The 16,181-nt window shown below is 37.1% G+C and carries 15 protein-coding genes; 2 read left to right on the top strand and 13 right to left on the bottom strand.

Features of this window, described 5'->3' with window-relative positions; genetic code table 11:
- Positions 1–6: 6 nt before the first annotated feature.
- Genes B3P17_RS04045 through hcp form a run of 3 tightly spaced genes read right to left on the bottom strand, consistent with a single transcriptional unit; the run spans position 7 to position 3,250 of the window.
- Complete coding sequence (locus B3P17_RS04045; RefSeq protein WP_291103621.1) at positions 7–1,233, bottom strand: DUF438 domain-containing protein; 1,227 nt, start codon at positions 1,231–1,233, stop codon at positions 7–9.
- A 3-nt stretch (positions 1,234–1,236) separates the two neighbouring features.
- On the bottom strand, positions 1,237–1,566 hold the full coding sequence (locus B3P17_RS04040; RefSeq protein WP_006843444.1) for a cupin domain-containing protein: 330 nt from the start codon (positions 1,564–1,566) through the stop codon (positions 1,237–1,239).
- Between the two features lie 31 nt (positions 1,567–1,597).
- Complete coding sequence (hcp, locus tag B3P17_RS04035; protein ID WP_291104013.1) at positions 1,598–3,250, bottom strand: hydroxylamine reductase; 1,653 nt, start codon at positions 3,248–3,250, stop codon at positions 1,598–1,600.
- Positions 3,251–3,461: 211 nt separating this feature from the next.
- On the opposite strand from hcp, the gene B3P17_RS04030 reads away from it, so the two are divergent.
- Complete coding sequence (locus B3P17_RS04030) at positions 3,462–4,124, top strand: Crp/Fnr family transcriptional regulator (protein ID WP_252638821.1); 663 nt, start codon at positions 3,462–3,464, stop codon at positions 4,122–4,124.
- Positions 4,125–4,204: 80 nt separating this feature from the next.
- Here B3P17_RS04030 and ccsA read toward each other — a convergent pair whose 3' ends face one another.
- The 5 genes from ccsA to nrfH form a co-directional block, all read right to left on the bottom strand.
- Positions 4,205–4,984: a cytochrome c biogenesis protein CcsA gene (ccsA, locus tag B3P17_RS04025; RefSeq protein ID WP_252638827.1), complete on the bottom strand. Its 780-nt coding sequence runs from the start codon at positions 4,982–4,984 to the stop codon at positions 4,205–4,207.
- Between the two features lie 18 nt (positions 4,985–5,002).
- Positions 5,003–6,280 (bottom strand): cytochrome c biogenesis protein ResB, encoded by a 1,278-nt coding sequence (locus B3P17_RS04020; protein ID WP_291103614.1) that lies wholly within the window; start codon positions 6,278–6,280, stop codon positions 5,003–5,005.
- Between the two features lie 22 nt (positions 6,281–6,302).
- Complete coding sequence (locus B3P17_RS04015) at positions 6,303–7,580, bottom strand: alginate export family protein (protein WP_291103611.1); 1,278 nt, start codon at positions 7,578–7,580, stop codon at positions 6,303–6,305.
- Positions 7,581–7,653: 73 nt separating this feature from the next.
- On the bottom strand, positions 7,654–9,150 hold the full coding sequence (nrfA, locus tag B3P17_RS04010; protein ID WP_252638833.1) for an ammonia-forming cytochrome c nitrite reductase: 1,497 nt from the start codon (positions 9,148–9,150) through the stop codon (positions 7,654–7,656).
- An 8-nt stretch (positions 9,151–9,158) separates the two neighbouring features.
- The gene (gene nrfH, locus B3P17_RS04005; RefSeq protein WP_135104441.1) at positions 9,159–9,743 is read right to left on the bottom strand and encodes a cytochrome c nitrite reductase small subunit; all 585 of its coding nucleotides are present in this window, start codon (positions 9,741–9,743) and stop codon (positions 9,159–9,161) included.
- Between the two features lie 431 nt (positions 9,744–10,174).
- Here nrfH and B3P17_RS04000 point away from each other — a divergent pair, with 431 nt between their 5' ends.
- Positions 10,175–11,449, top strand: coding sequence for a peptidase U32 family protein (locus B3P17_RS04000; RefSeq protein ID WP_252638835.1), 1,275 nt, complete (start codon positions 10,175–10,177; stop codon positions 11,447–11,449).
- A gap of 5 nt (positions 11,450–11,454) precedes the next feature.
- Here the strand turns inward: B3P17_RS04000 and B3P17_RS03995 are convergent, their stop codons facing one another.
- The 5 genes from B3P17_RS03995 to B3P17_RS03975 all read right to left on the bottom strand — a co-directional run bounded on the left by B3P17_RS03995 (position 11,455) and on the right by B3P17_RS03975 (position 15,990).
- Positions 11,455–11,796: an iron chaperone gene (locus B3P17_RS03995; RefSeq protein ID WP_252638837.1), complete on the bottom strand. Its 342-nt coding sequence runs from the start codon at positions 11,794–11,796 to the stop codon at positions 11,455–11,457.
- Positions 11,797–11,891: 95 nt separating this feature from the next.
- Positions 11,892–13,634, bottom strand: coding sequence for a vWA domain-containing protein (locus tag B3P17_RS03990; protein WP_291103601.1), 1,743 nt, complete (start codon positions 13,632–13,634; stop codon positions 11,892–11,894).
- Between the two features lie 141 nt (positions 13,635–13,775).
- Positions 13,776–14,168 carry an HIT family protein gene (locus tag B3P17_RS03985; RefSeq protein WP_252638839.1) on the bottom strand — a complete coding sequence of 131 codons (393 nt, stop codon included), beginning with the start codon at positions 14,166–14,168 and terminating at the stop codon, positions 13,776–13,778.
- A gap of 4 nt (positions 14,169–14,172) precedes the next feature.
- The gene (gene greA, locus B3P17_RS03980; protein ID WP_135104445.1) at positions 14,173–14,643 is read right to left on the bottom strand and encodes a transcription elongation factor GreA; all 471 of its coding nucleotides are present in this window, start codon (positions 14,641–14,643) and stop codon (positions 14,173–14,175) included.
- Positions 14,644–14,817: 174 nt separating this feature from the next.
- Positions 14,818–15,990 (bottom strand): TlpA disulfide reductase family protein, encoded by a 1,173-nt coding sequence (locus B3P17_RS03975; protein ID WP_252638840.1) that lies wholly within the window; start codon positions 15,988–15,990, stop codon positions 14,818–14,820.
- Between the last annotated feature and the right edge of the window lie 191 nt (positions 15,991–16,181).

The raw sequence follows: 16,181 nt of genomic DNA, 5'->3' as shown, positions 1-16,181 counted from the left end.
GACTCTTTATTTTGAATAAGAAAGTAACCTCTGATCACCTTCCAGTTTTCGCAAGTCGGTTATATCCTGAGTAATTTCTATCACGCCTAAATATTCACCATCCTGTCCCCTGAGAGCGGTATAATCTATATGCACAAAGCGTCCTTTGAAGTTAGATATCCAAAATGCAGCTTTATTTTCTTTGCCGGTTTTGAAGTCTTCAATGATTTGTTCTACGATATGAACACTATGTGGAGGATGGCACATACGTACATCACGCCCGATAATAGAACGATTTCGCTCAAATACACGATTAGGACTATGAGAAAAGAACTTTACTTTATCATCTTTATCAACAAAAGTGATATCTACCGGAAGAGTTACAAAAAGAGCTTCTAGCTCCTTCATATCGAAGCTGCCTGAAGATAGCTTGATTGCATTACCCGGCATAAAGATGACTTCTTCTTGCTTTACAAGTTCGGGTTTCCACTCTACGCTTGGATCATAAAGGCAAAAACCGTATATAGTAGTTTCCTTATGTATTTGATACCAATTTTCTTCAGTGAGTGTATCCAAGCACATCGGCAATAGAATTTGTTCTTCTTTCATTATCATGCCTTCTATTGCATCGATGGCAGGTTGCAAAACCAACGAGCAAACTGTTTCCAGCTCTTCTCTTGTCAGTTCGCTTTTGAGAGCTTCATGAGCGGCTTTCAATAATTCCCGGGTTTCATCATGTTTACCCCACATCACCTTCGGTGGACCTGTAATTCCTGCCTTCTCCAAAAATGGAAACAGTAGATACTCTTTGCGCAAATAGTGTTTATCTACATCCGATAGTTGATTAAAGAGGCTTCGCAATCCCATCGTATAATCTGCAATGTCACTATCTTTCAAGTTTTTCAACACATCGAACATCCCATAAGTCAGGTCGATGCGCTTTTCCAGTTCTCTGTTTTCTTTGATAAAAGTATCTACAGGATGTCCATCAGGTACACCTTTGGCGGGTGAGGTATCTATACTTCCGTCGAGTACAGCCGTATGTATATCACATAAGCGCAATATATCTTCCTCGGGAAGACCTTCAGCTATCAATTCCTGTTCTACCTCTACTACCTCATTGTATGGAACCGAGTGCAGTAAATTTATCAGACGGCTTTTCACTTGTTCGGGAGCTTCGCCGTTATGTAATTGAAGAATAAGATGTTTAAGTAACTCTTTTCTTTTTTCGGAATTATTGATTAGCTCGCTCATCGCCTATTCTTTTATCATGGTTAATAACATCTTAAAAGACTCCACAGCTTGAAGTGCATGAGTTATGTTGGCCGGCATTATAATAATCTCACCTGCCTTTACCCTGTGAGGTTCGCCATTTATGCGAATCTCAGCTTCACCATCCAGTACTTGTACAAGCGCATCGAAAGGTGCTGTATGCTCGCTAAGTCCTTGTCCCTTGTCGAAGGAAAATAATGTAACATTTCCTGCTCGGTTTTTAAGTATTTGTTTGCTTACTATTCCTCCTGTGGAATAATCGATTTGCCCCGCAATATTGAATACGGTTGCTTTAGCGAATGTATTTGTTTCCATTTTTAATGTTTTATGTAATTATGTGCTGACATTATGAAGCAAGAAACATCTTCATATCTTCGTCAGGTGTGGTAATAGAGCCAATACCAAAATTATCAACCAGCACTTTTGCCACGTTAGGCGATAAAAATGCAGGAAGTGTTGGCCCTAAGTGAATATTTTTTACACCGAGTGATAACAATGCAAGAAGAACGATAACAGCTTTTTGCTCGTACCATGCTATGTTGTATGCAATCGGTAATTCATTAATGTCATTTAGTTCAAAAACTTCTTTAAGTTTCAGCGCAATCAAAGCGAGAGAGTAACTGTCGTTACATTGTCCGGCATCGAGAACACGAGGAATACCACCTATATCGCCTAGAGGCAATTTGTTGTAGCGATACTTAGCACAACCGGCAGTAAGGATAACTGTATCTTTAGGTAGATTTTCTGCAAATTCAGTATAATAGTTACGTCCTTTCATACGACCGTCACAACCTGCCATTACAAAGAACTTACGTATAGCTCCTGTTTTTACAGCGTCAACTACCTTATCAGCAAGTGCAAATACCTGTGCGTGAGCAAATCCTCCGATAATTTCTCCGGACTCTATTTCAGTAGGAGCTTTGCATTGTTTTGCATGCTCTATCAATTTTGAAAAATCTTTAGGCTGTCCGTCTTTTCTATCTTCTATATGTTGGAAGCCGGTAAATCCTGATGCACCGGTAGTATATACTTTATCAGCGTAGGTTGAAGTAGATCGTGGAGGTACAATGCAGTTAGTTGTAAATAGTATTACACCATTAAATGATTCAAAGTCTTCGTTCTGACGCCACCAAGCACTACCATAATTGCCTACAAAATGGCTATATTTCTTAAATGCAGGGTAGTAATGCGCCGGAAGCATTTCGCTGTGTGTGTACACATCTACGCCTGTTCCTTCTGTTTGTTCCAATAGGTCTTGCATATCACGTAAGTCGTGACCAGAGATAAGAATACCCGGATTATTGCGAACCCCGATATTTACTTTTGTAATTTCAGGATTTCCGTATGTAGAAGTATTAGCCTTATCAAGCAAAGCCATTGTTTTTACACCATATTCACCACACTTAAGCACAAGAGCTGTAAGCTCTTCTCCGCTTAATTCTTGGGTTGTTGCAACTAAAGCTTCTTGCATAAAAGCATGGATGTCATCATCCTCATACCCTAGGTTTGATGCATGTTCAGCGTAAGCTGCCATCCCTTTGATTCCATAGATAAGAAGTTCACGCAACGAGCGTATGTCTTCATTTTTAGTTTCAAGGATTCCTACATTTCCAGCCTTCACTTCCATTTCTTTTACGCTTTCGGTAGTCCAAGTAATGCAGTCACAATCTAGGTTGGGAGTAGTATTGCCTCCTTTAGCTTTTAATTCGAGTAAAAGTTCGTCTCGCAGATTTATCGCTTCACGTACACGTATTACGAAACGCTCTTTGTCGAAGTTTGCATTGGTGATTGTCATAAATAATGACTCCATTACAAAGCGGTTTGTATAAGCGGGTATTTCTACACCTGCTTTACGTAATTCTACTGTACTGTATGAGATTCCTTTGAGAAGAAACATTAACAAGTCTTGAAGATTAGCAACCTCCGAAGTTTTTCCACAAACACCTTTTACCGTACAGCCTGTATTGTGAGCTGTTTCCTGACACTGATAACAAAACATATTCATATCCTTAGTTTTTTAGTTAATTATTTTTTATAGAATGATTATTCTTTTATTTCTGATAAATTGGTTATATAGTAAATTTAACTCCTGATTATTGTGACTAACCTGTTATTTCCTATGCAAACATACGATGGTAGTAAAACTAAGATCGTAACATTTGTTACGACTATGAATTATTTTTTGTAACTTTGTAAAAAATTACAAGACTATGAACTCTGACTTACTCTTTTTCTGTACAATGTGTCGTGAAAAATCTCAAGAAGAGATTGCTCGACTAAAATGTACGATAGATCATACTATAAAGCATTATAAAAAAGGAGAATATATCGCCTATCAGGGTGATGTTATTTCACAGTTATATATGTTATCCAAAGGGAAAGTAAAAACAGAGATAGTTTCCGATTCGGGGCTTACTCTATCAGTAGAAGAAATTTCAGCTCCTTATCCTTTGGCTGCTGCTTTTATTTTTGCGGAAAATAATCGTTTTCCTGTGGATGTGATAGCTCTTGATGATAGCGAAATCTTATTTATCACGAAAGATTCTGTGGAGAAACAAATGGCTAAATGTCCCGGTTTTTTGCGAGGATTTATGGCTTTTAATGCCGATCGTGTACAATTCTTGTCCGAAAGGCTCAAAATATTCTCACAAAAAGGAATTAAAGCTAAAATAGCATATTACATTTTACAGCACGATAAAAACGGATCTTTTGAATTAGGGAAAAGTATCGCATCTCTTGCCGAGTATTTTGGTGTAGAACGTCCTTCCCTATCCAGAGCTATTTCTGAAATGGCTGCCAGTGGAATAATAGAATTTGAAGGAGGTAAAGGTAAAATACTAAACTATAATGAAATAAAAGAATTGTTAGGATAATTGATTTCCGAATATCTTTTGTCTTACTCTATAATAATAGAGAACAGAATTTTCTATTCTATCTATATAATTCTGTATTGTCAATATACATGTACACTACCTTGTGCGGCCGGTAGGTAATTTACTCCAATCCAAGTTATCATCAGTAATATGAATGCGATAGGCAACGCCCAAAGCGCAACTTTATCATATTTACCATACAACCGTATATGTATATACGCGAGATAAGCCATGGAAGTAACAAAAGCCCATGTTTCTTTAGGATCCCATGACCAATAATGCCCCCATGCTTCTTTTGCCCATACAGCACCCATCAGCATTCCTAATACAAGGAATCCAAATCCTACATAAACGATATTATCTATAAAATTGAATATCTTATCATCAGAATAGCTATTACGATGTACTTTTCGTAATTGCACAAAAGCTCCGATAGTAGCAGCTCCAAACATAGCGTAAGAAAGAATGTAGGATGTGACATGAGGTACAAACCATTCGCTCTGGAGAGCAGGCATCAAATTTTTAGAATGTATTTCGGGCTTAAATAAATTGATAAACACAAAAACCGATGCTACCAATGCAGAGAAAGATAATAGCCAAGGATATTTCCATCTGCGATAAGCTAGGTATCCGACCGAAGATAGAAAGAAAGAATACCATAAGCGAGTTTCACCCATCGTTCTCATTGGCGGACGTTCGATATGTATCCAAAAACCTGTTATAAATGCAGCAAATACAGCAATACCACATAGCATTAATATATCAGCTAATCGCTTTTGTGATCGATACACTATAATTCCGGCCGAAAACCAGAGTATCACAGCAGGAAGTGCAAACCATATAAAATTATTCCAATTCATATTCTTATCTTAGTACTATTATTCTTTGTTGTTCTTATTCTCACTTCTATGTTTAACCAATCTGCCATTCCAAATTAAAGCGATTGAACCCAGAGCTATAAAAATAAATCCGATGTATACGGGTATAACCCAAGGATCGTATACAAGTTCCATGCTACTGTATGAAGATAAGCGCCCGGCCTGATTATCGTATCCATATTGATAGATCGTCCAACTTCCGATACGCATTGGTTTATTTACTTCTATAGTTCCTTTTTTTATTGTGCCGTCAGGTGTATAGGCTTCTATATCCGACATAAATCGTTTTGGCTCGGGAACGCTCATTACCACACACAGCTGTTCATTGAGGGAAAGGGTCATATAAAGTTGTGCCTGATTTCCTCCGCATATCCATCCAGTGGTATCTTTACCTTGAGATACATTGAATGCTCGTATTTTGGCAGCCGGAGTTGCTCCGGGCATAGGTACCTCCCTATAGGTACTATCGCTGTTGCGCACTGCCTGATGGATATATTCTTTCAATTCAATCTCCCATCCATTAAGTTGTCCTTCAGTTATTTCTGTATCTATCTGATAATAGTCCGGCTTGTCTTCTGGTAGAGGTTTTCCACTTTTACGATCGATGATAGTTAGTTTGGGCGGATATTCCTCCATATCAAAATCGTTGAGCTGTATCGCAATAGGTAATTCTTTTACGTTTTCATCTTCATCATAAACTCTCCACTCTACCTCTCCTTCACGTATGTGCATCAGATAACGTTCAATATCAGCATGTCCCAGTCCTGCTGCGAATAGTGTGATCCATAGTCCGATATGGTTCAAGTAAAATGCGTAGTCTTTCTTGCGAAAATTAAGCAAACGACGAACGATAAGACAGCCAAGTGATAATAGGGTGATAAAGTAAATGAGTATGAAAGTCCATGAACTTGTCATACTGTCGAAACCTAGGCGTGAAAATATGTTTTCCGGAACGTCATGCGTATTGCTTGCCGTTTGTGGTGTAAGTCCCATGATGATCGTAAGAATGAGTAATGCTGAGATTAAACAGACTGAAGAGGGAATACCACTAAACCATAGTATGAAATGGCTTTTACGCACAAAAAGCGAAAGAATACATAAAATCAGTATAATAGCTCCAACCAAGAGATTGGATGGGAATGCCAATAAATAAAAATTAAAATTACCAATTGTGAGTTGAAGGAGAAATCCGACCAAAAGAATTCCGCACGTAGTAACAATGCTTTCAGGATATCCCCAAGGCTGTTGCCACATTTTTCGATTATTTGTTTTTTTCATCTGTTTATATAGAAGAGAGCTGTTATTTTTTTGTCGAGAATAGTTTAGGTGTTATATTTATGGATACCCATCCCCAGTCTTGCCAGCTTTTATGGTATCCGCCTTTCACTACATCCATCGACTTGCTTCCAAGCATAAATGAATAGCCTGCCATAAGTTTTACATCAGGCATAATAGACCAATTTACCTGAAAGTCAAACTCAGATCCTAAGCCTTTGTCTATTTTTTCATTTGATACAACAACTTCATTTGCAGTCAAGAAATAATGATAATTCAAAGATAGATCGACTTTTTTCGAGGGCTTGTAGAAAATGGCAAGTTGATTGTCCCATAGCCCCGGATTGAGACCATTCGCAAATGAAGAAGCATAGAAGTAATCCATTGTTCCATAGAACTTATGGTGTGTACCATACAACGGATCAAATGCTTTTTGCTTTGTGTCATCCTGCTTGTTTCCACTCAGATAGTCACTGCCTAAACCTAATGACCATTTAGGGTCTATTTTGAAACCTGCAAAAAGGCTTCCCATAAAGGCTGATACTTCTTTATTTGACTTGTTTTTTCCTGTTTGATAATAAAAAGAACCTTTGATATCCCAACCATTTGCTATATAAGTCAAATAAGTCCCAAAGGTTTGCATATACTTATTGGCTGAATCTTCTTCGCTTCCGTACTGAAGACCCAGATTCATTGCGAGTAATGAGATGCCGAATGGGTTCTCTTTATTTCCATAGTGATACCAAAGTGTTTGCATATTTTTATAAGGCTGTCCTCCGGCTTCATAAAAACTTCCTCCTTTTATTTTTTCATCGTTCTGGTTTAAAGCCAGGATCAAATGGAAAGTGTTTATTTTATCAGCATACCCTAACTTTAATACATCATGACAGCGTCCCGAAACGTTCCAATCGAGCCCGCCTAATATACGTTCATCGTCATAAGATAAGGCTTGTCTTCCTAATTGGGCAAAGAATCCATTCTTAAAATTTAATTTAGCCCATGCTTCGTTTAGCATGAAACGTCCATTCTTATCTACTTGGGGATCTTGCCCCCAAACTCCAACGTGCTGTCCTGATAGTTTTAATTCCAGATTTGAACGTTGAAAGTCCATTGAGATTCGAGCACGGTTGTTTATGAAAGTAGCGGGGTGTTCACCTTCATTTCTGGGGAACAAGGCTCCATTGCGATATTCTCCGCGTGATCGTAGTTGCGCCGATATGGAAAATATGTCTTCTTGATTATTCTCTTGTCCTAATAATGTGAGAGGTAGTAATAGCAACCCTATTATGAAAATCTTTCTCATAATGATTATAGTTTAAAAAGCGCCTGCAAATGCTATATTAGATGAATGCAGACGCCCTTGAGGTAAGAAAAAATTAGTTCATAGCCAGCTTTCCTTCTGATTTGGCTTTTTCTATCCAAGTAGGAAGTGTTGTTTTAATCCACTTATCTTTGTCTTCACGAAGCTTTTTCATATCCAGTCCGATATATTCCTGAGCTTTTGATTTTGTAGAAATATCTGGCATTTTAACGTCTGTAACTCCAAGAGTGAATAATACTTTTTGCAGTTCCAGTTGTGCCTGTAGCGTACGGTCTAAACTATGAGCAAGGATTCGTTGAGTTTCTACAGGAGCATGGAAGGATGCACCATGAGATGCCACCGCAAAGTCCCAACGCCATTGAGCCTGACGAATCAATTTCAAAGACTCTTTCATTTTAGCTTCATCTGCACCATTGTCCCATGCTGCTTTAGCCATTACATGGGCTTTAGCCAGTTCTACTTCTATCCTGTTTCTAATCTCTAATGCCTTATCCTGATATTGATAAACATAATTTTTTAGATTCTCTTCACTATCTCTATGGCATGTTTGACATGTTGATGACACATTTTTAAGCGGACTCATTACCTGATGGTTAGAATACTTAATGCCACCTTCGGACATATATGGCATGTGACAGTCGGCACATGACAATCCACGTTGAGCGTGTGGTCCTAAAAGGAAAATTTCATAGTCCGGATGCTGCGCTTTTAGCATTGGAGCTTTGCTCAGATGATGTACCCAGTCTGTATAGTTTGCATTGTCATAATATTCTTCCATCGATTCTACGGTCATACCTCCATCCCAAGGGAAGGTCAGATATTTACCGTCACCCTTAAAGAAATATTCGACATGACATTGGGCACATACCAGAGAACGCATTTCCTGAGGAGTTGCTTTTGTAATATCTTTGCCTTGACGCTCAAACGCTTCTATCAAAGCCGGACGAGTGATAGTCAGATTCATCGTCTTAGGATCGTGACAATCGGCACAACCTACAGGATTTACAATCTCACTGCCAAACTGACTCCATGAGGCTTTGTAAAAATTCTCTATTCCTACTTCATGCATCATTCGTGGTACATCAGGACTCTTACAAGCCCAGCAAGTAGACGGTTGCATGTCTTTGTGTTCATGATCAGGTGTTCCGGTACGAAGTGTATGCGTCACATCTTCTATCGTATACATATGTCCGCGTGGAGCCGAATAGTCTCTGGAAAATGCATAACCAGCCCAAAGAACAACCATTTCGGGACGGCTTTCGAGTACATCTTCAGGCATATTTCCTAAATGCTTACTGCGGAAATCCATTTCTTTTGTTTTTTTCCAGGTATCGTATTCACGAGGGTAATTGATACCCCATTCATCACTATTGGTATTAATTCCTGTAATCTCTATCTTTTTATTATTATACAGAGTCGCGATTTCAGCTCTACGTTCTGTAATAGATGCTGCTAAAAGTCCAAGCATAAACACCAAAACCATTACTACCGCAAAAATCCCCCATCCAATGATCGGTTTTCGCCTGATTGCTTCTGCTAATTTCTTTAACATATTGGATCTTATTTTTTATTTTTCATAATATTATTCAACCAATCCGGTACTGCTGACTTTGGTAACGGAACAATCGCGTTCGGAGAAGAAGATAGATTACTCACGACGGTGTGAGGAACTTCCCGATGACAATCCCAGCACGCTTTTCCTTCACCTTCTTTTACTTGTGTGTAGTTTATCATACCGGTATTCACAAATTCTGTATTCAATTGAGTATGACAGCGAATGCAGTTATCCATGATTACTTTTTTACTGGCATCTCGAGGACGGATAACCTGTGGTTCAGCATTTAATGTAAATACTGCAGCATGGTAAAGTCCATCCATAGCTTTGAATGCATATTTATTAATGACATTATCATGTGGTACATGGCAATCGTTGCAATTGGCCCATTCTCGGTGTGCGCTGTGTTGCCATGTTTGATAATAAGGGGTCATAATATGGCAATTGATACAAGCTTCGGGATCATCAGACAGATAAGAATGTGCCCGGGACATATAGGCCGTGTATCCGCCAAGTCCGGCTATGATTCCCGCTATAACAAATAGTGGAACAACAAAATTCCGTGGTATTAGATTTAGAAGTTTTCTCATTTTATTTACCAATGAACACTGTTATTAAGCAAAGATATTGTTTAGAAATGATAATTTCCGTAACAAATGTTACGTGGTGTTATTTTTTATTAATTAATTTAGAGCTACTTATATCATTTCGTCTNNTGATTAAAGTCGTGTCATAATATTAAAGAATAGAGTATCTGTTTATTGAAATAATTTATTTCGAATAGATACTCATACAGATTTTTTAGTTGTACGAGAGTGAACCGTTATAAAAGACGTATATAAATGTTTGTTATTCACGCTAAAATACAAATTATTTTTTATCCTTCAAAGAATTTTGTTCTTTGTTTTAACTTTTTATTTGCTTAAGGTTTAGCTTGATCTCTATTTGCCCTTTTCATCTAAAAACGGTAATTTTGCGCACAGCTTTTTTGAAGCACTAAAAAAACATACAAAAGAAAGAAATGAATAAGAAGATATCAGATTTTGAGATAATGGCACCTGTTGGCTCTTACGACTCTTTGGCTGCAGCCATACAGGGTGGGGCAAACTCTATTTACTTTGGAATAGAAGGGCTGAATATGCGAGCCAAGTCTTCTAATAACTTTACAATGGATGACTTGAAGCAGATAGCCGCTATATGTAAAGAAAATGGACTAAAGAGCTATCTGACGGTGAATACAATTATTTACGACAATGATATCTCGTTGATGCACCAGATTGTAAATGCTGCAAAAGAGGCTGAGCTTTCAGCCGTAATTGCTTCGGATGTAGCTGTGATGATGTATGCGCGAAGTATAGGTGTTGAGGTTCATCTATCTACACAATTGAATATAACCAATACAGAGTCATTAAAATTTTACGGGCAATTTGCTGATGTTGTTGTATTGGCACGCGAGCTGAATCTCGATCAGGTGGCTTCTATCTATAAAGATATTGTAGAGCAAAACATACGAGGTCCTAAAGGGGAACTTATCCGTATCGAAATGTTTGCTCATGGAGCTTTGTGTATGGCTGTGTCAGGTAAATGTTACCTGAGCTTGCATGAAAGAGATTTATCTGCAAATAGGGGGGCATGCAATCAGCTGTGCCGCCGCAGCTATATTGTAAAAGATAAGGAGTCGGATATCGAACTCGAAATTGACAACGAATACATCATGTCTCCAAAAGATTTGAAAACCATTCATTTTATGAACAAAATGATGGATGCAGGAGTACGTGTATTTAAAATAGAAGGACGGGCTCGTGGGCCCGAATATGTACGTACTGTAGTTGAATGTTACAAAGAAGCGGTGCAAGCCTACTGTGAGGATACATATACAGAAGAAAAGATTGAAAAGTGGAACGAACGCCTTGCTACGGTCTTTAATCGAGGGTTTTGGGATGGTTATTATCTTGGTCAGAAATTGGGAGAGTGGTCTAGTAACTATGGCTCAGGAGCAACAAAACGAAAAATATACATAGGTAAAGGGCTTAAATATTTCTCAAATCTTGGTGTTGCCGAATTTTTTATGGAAACACAATCGTTGAAGGTTGGTGACGAAATACTTATTACCGGACCTACTACAGGAGCAGTAACGCAGATCGTAGACGAAATTAGAGTTGACCTTCAACCTGTAGAAGAGACAGTAAAAGGCGAAAAGTTCTCTATTAAAGTAAATGAGAAAATCAGACCTTCAGATAAACTATTTAAGTTGGTTGAAGTAGAACGGAAGAAGAAGTTTGTGGAAAAAATATAGTAATATTATTTTTTCAGATTCCTTTTTATATTGAATTTCACAATATTCGTAACTAGATTCAATGGTAAAGGTTTATCCAATGGCAATTGTATTGCTCCTTTTGATGTTTTGTATTGTGTGAGTTCTTCTTCGAAGGCAATAATAGCTTCTGCACCCGGGTATAAACCGATGTGCTTTTTATGACCTGCAAAGTGTATAAGATTCCCATTCTGATGAAATGTGGGCATTTGCCAACTGATTTTCTCGATTGCATCAGGTGCGGCTTTTTTGATGGTTGTTCTTAGTTTCTTCATCAATACCTGAATGTTCTCAGGAAATAAAGCTATATATTCATCTATATTTTGCATAATTATAATGTTTAGCTCTAATAAAATAAATTTGTAAGGCTTGNNCAAGCCTTACAAATTTATTTAAACTTATTTCATTTACAATAAATTACAAATCATTTTTTTGCTAATCCTTGAGCTGTTTGCATTAATCTTACAAATTCTCGGCGATACCCCTGCTTATCTTCGCCATATCCTTTTTGAGCTAATGCAATAGCTTTGCTATAGCTACCTTCTCCTTTGTATTGAGAATCTTTTATAATTTGCCCGAACATGGCAACAGTCGAAGCAAAGCGAAAATCGTCTGACACATTATCACCCTTGTCATCTATTAACGGAACTTCAATTTTCTGGCTTTGGTCGCTGTTTGGTTGTTTATACCTCAATTTTACGGTTAAGAGATCAGGATATTTATTTGCTACAAATATATTTTGAGTAGATACATTGGTTTCTTTTTGATACTTCAGAGGATCTACATCCCCTATAAGATTGCTTTTTACTCCTGTTGGAATAACTTCATAAAATGCTGTAACTGTATGACCGGCACCCATTTCTCCGGCATCTTTTGTGTCGTCATTAAAATCTTCTTTGTTTAACAGCCTTGTTTCGTATCCTATCAGCCTGTATGCTTGTACTTTTGTTGGATTAAATTCGATTTGCAATTTCACATCTTTAGCGACAGTATACATGGTAGCGCCAAATTCGTTGACTAAGACTTTATTTGCCTCTTGTAGATTATCAATATATGCATGATTACCATTTCCGGCTTGTGCCAGAGTTTGCATCTTGCTATCTTTGTAGTTGCCCATTCCATAACCTAATATGGAAAGAAACACTCCACTCTTGCGCTCTTGTTCTATCAACGCCAGTAGACCCTCATTACTGGAAACTCCTACATTGAAGTCTCCATCAGTACATAGAATAATACGATTATTACCTCCTTTTATAAAGTTTTGCTTTGCTATTTTGTAGGCTAATTGTATACCGGCTCCTCCTGCAGTAGAACCTCCTGCGTTCAGATTGTCAAGCGCTTCTTTTATTTTTTGTTTGTTCGCTCCCGATGTCGAAGGTAAAACTTCTCCTGCAGAGCCTGCATATACAACTATAGCTACACGATCTTTCTCTCGAAGATTGTTTGTCAGTAGTTTTAATGATGACTTTACAAGGTCAAGTCGTGTAGCGCCATACATCGATCCCGAAACATCTATAAGAAAAACAAAGTTTGAAGCCGAGAGATTTTCTCCAGCCATACTGCGTGCTTTTAATCCGATTTTTACCAAGCGATTTTGACTATTCCAAGGACAATTGCCTACTTCTGTAGATATTTTTACAGGGTCGTTCCCTGTCGGTTCGGTATAATTGTAGCTAAAGTAATTAATGAGTTCTTCTATTCGCACTGCGTCTTTGTTGGGTAGACTTCCCCGATTTATAAAACGCCGCATATTGCTATATGATGCCGCATCTACATCTACCGAAAATGTAGAGAGTGGCTCTTCGTTTGCTAAACGAAACCTGTTTTCTGAAAATTGGCTATATTCCTCATCTTGCAGATTGTCGTATGGCGAAGATTCCATTCTTAAAGATGATATTGAACGACTTGTTGTCATCTCTGTCGTACTTACATCAGCTACAGATATTTCCAGCTTACTTTCTCGCACATCAGCTAAGGATATTTGCTTTTCGTCTTGAACTATATATGCATAACTTAGCGGTGGAGATTGATTCGTTTCATATTCAGTCTTAGGTGTGATTGTTGTGTTTTCAGCTGTTTTAGAATCTTGTACTTTTGTTTTGTTACTGCTACAAGAAAATAATAGGAAAACAGAATGTACTAAAATAATCGTTTTGTAAGTTTTCATAATCCATCTAATTTTGGTGAATATTATTCTATTTACTATATAGATAGATTTTCTACTAAATTCCATAAAACTATATGAACTAAAATAAAAAAGGTGAGAGTATGTACTCCCACCAATTCCGTATTATATTCGTTATAAGTCTTAGATGTTTTCTCTGATTTTTTTTGCAATTTCTTCAAATTCAAATTGCTCAATCTTTATTCTTGGATTTGAAAGGCTCATATCTGATTCTTTATTAATAGGAATCAAGTGTATATGAGCATGAGGAACTTCAAGGCCTACAACCATTATACCTACACGTTTGCAAGTAATCGCTTTCTCAATAGATTTTGCAACTTTCTTTGCAAAAATGACCATATCTTTTAAAATATCGTCGTCAAGATCGAATATGTAATCTACCTCCTGCTTAGGAATGACAAGTGTATGTCCCTTTGCCATCGGATTTATATCCAAAAATGCAAAGAACCTCTCATCTTCAGCCACCTTATATGATGGTATCTCACCCTTAACAATTCTACTAAAAATACTAGGCATAAGTTTATAATGATATATCCATAATTTCGAAACTCATAATTCCCGAAGGAACTTTTATTTCGGCTATATCTCCTACTTTCTTACCCATCAATCCTTGCGCGATAGGAGTGTTTACAGCCATCTTATTTTCTTTCAAGTTAGCCTCGCTCTCTGCAACGATCGTATATGTCATCTTTTGGTTATTTTTCGTATTGCGTATTGTAACCTTGTTCAATATTTGCACAACGTCTGTTCCTATTGAATCTTCATTGATCAGACGAGCATTTGCCAATAGGTTTTTCATTTGGGCTATTTTAGCTTCAAGTAGCCCCTGAGCCTCTTTGGCTGCATCGTATTCAGCATTTTCAGATAAGTCTCCCTTGTCTCTAGCTTCTGCTATTTGTTTCGATATAGCAGGCCTTTCCGTAGTTTCAAGAGTGTTGATTTCTTCTTTCAACTTTTTGTAACCTTCCGCGGTCATGTAAGTGATAGCCATGGTAATTAAAAATTAAATTAATTCCTACTGTTTTTTAAATTTTTGATTGTTTTTAAAGCGACAAAAAGAAAAAGAATTCCTGCCGTTAAAGGCCAGAACTCCTTTTCCTTTTTCATTTTATCAAAAACAAAGATATAGTATATTTTTCGTATTTTCAAATATTTGGAAATACTTTTATAATAATTTTTGAACTTCTGAAGCTAGGTTATCAGTAGATAAAATTCTTTTCACAATCTCTCCATTCTTGTTTAATAAATATGTAGTAGGGAAGCCTTGAATATTGAATTTCGCGAGCCATTCAGACCTGAGTAGCTTACTATCTCTTACACATATCCAGGGTAAATTTGTTGCAGCATTTTTCCATGCATGTATATCCGTGTCAAAAGATACTTGGTATACTTCTACATTTCCTTTATTCTTACTATATACATTATTGATAAGTATATTGTGCGCCGGAGAAAAATCTGTTTGGTATGCAGTAAAATCGAGTATAACAACTTTTCCTTTTAATGAAGATAAACTTACGTCCTTATTATTAATATCAGGTAGCGTTATATTATAAAACACACTGTGATCTGTAGCTTCGGTATTCTCTAGCTTCTTCATTGTTTCTTCCTGACTTGCCATTTGTTTCAACTCAGCCAAAGTAGTTAGCGTAAAAGTCTTTAAATGCTCTGCCCGAGGTGATTTTGATTTGTATAGATCCCAAACGGTAGCAACAGCTCTGAAAGCTACTAAGTCATTTTTATCATAAGGATCGAATATTAAATATCCATCTACTTTTTGAAATAAAGCAAAATAGCTGGCTAAGCTTTTAGAGTCAGATAAGATTAGATCTTTAGCTTTAGTTTTATATTCATTCAGTGCTTTTTGAATTTCTGCGACATATTGATCCTGTGATATTTCTTTACTTTCAAATTGTTTTCTCAAATCAGACACAGTCCGACTAAGCTTGTTTTGGGCAAAAACAATATCTTTTATTTTCACAGAGCCTTCAGATCCCTCTATTGTATATTCCGATGCAAATGTAGGTTTGCTAGCATGTACAGTAATTGTTTCTATAGAGTCTATTGCTAAGTTTATGGATTGCTTATCCATTCTTAGTAAATAGAATTCAGGATATCCTAATGCAGGCTCTTTAAATTTGAAACTCCCATCTGCATCTAGCTTTACTGAGTCTATGGTTGTTGTTTCATTCAAAGACCGTCTTTCTAGATATAACATTGTGGTGTCGGCATTGGCAATCTTACCCTCTACTGTAAAATGAGGGCCTTTATTCTGACAAGATGCAAAAGAGATGACCGCAAGAGTAATAATAGATAACTTGGAAAAAAGAAATGTTTTCATGTATAATGCATGTTATATTATATAAGTATTTAGCGGAACAAAGATATTAATTATAATTATTATGTGATTCTCCGTAAGAGTTTCTTTCCAAAAATATTTTCATATATATAATTATAGTAAGGTTGGGATTGGTCTTTTTGACGGATGGTCTTATGGACAAAAAAACAATAATTGATTAAGTTATTTTGTTT

This window comes from Dysgonomonas sp. UBA7630, assembly GCF_002483985.1.
Lineage (GTDB): Bacteria > Bacteroidota > Bacteroidia > Bacteroidales > Dysgonomonadaceae > Dysgonomonas.
Note: the sequence above shows the minus strand (reverse complement) of the source record. Positions and strands in the feature narration are given on the sequence as shown.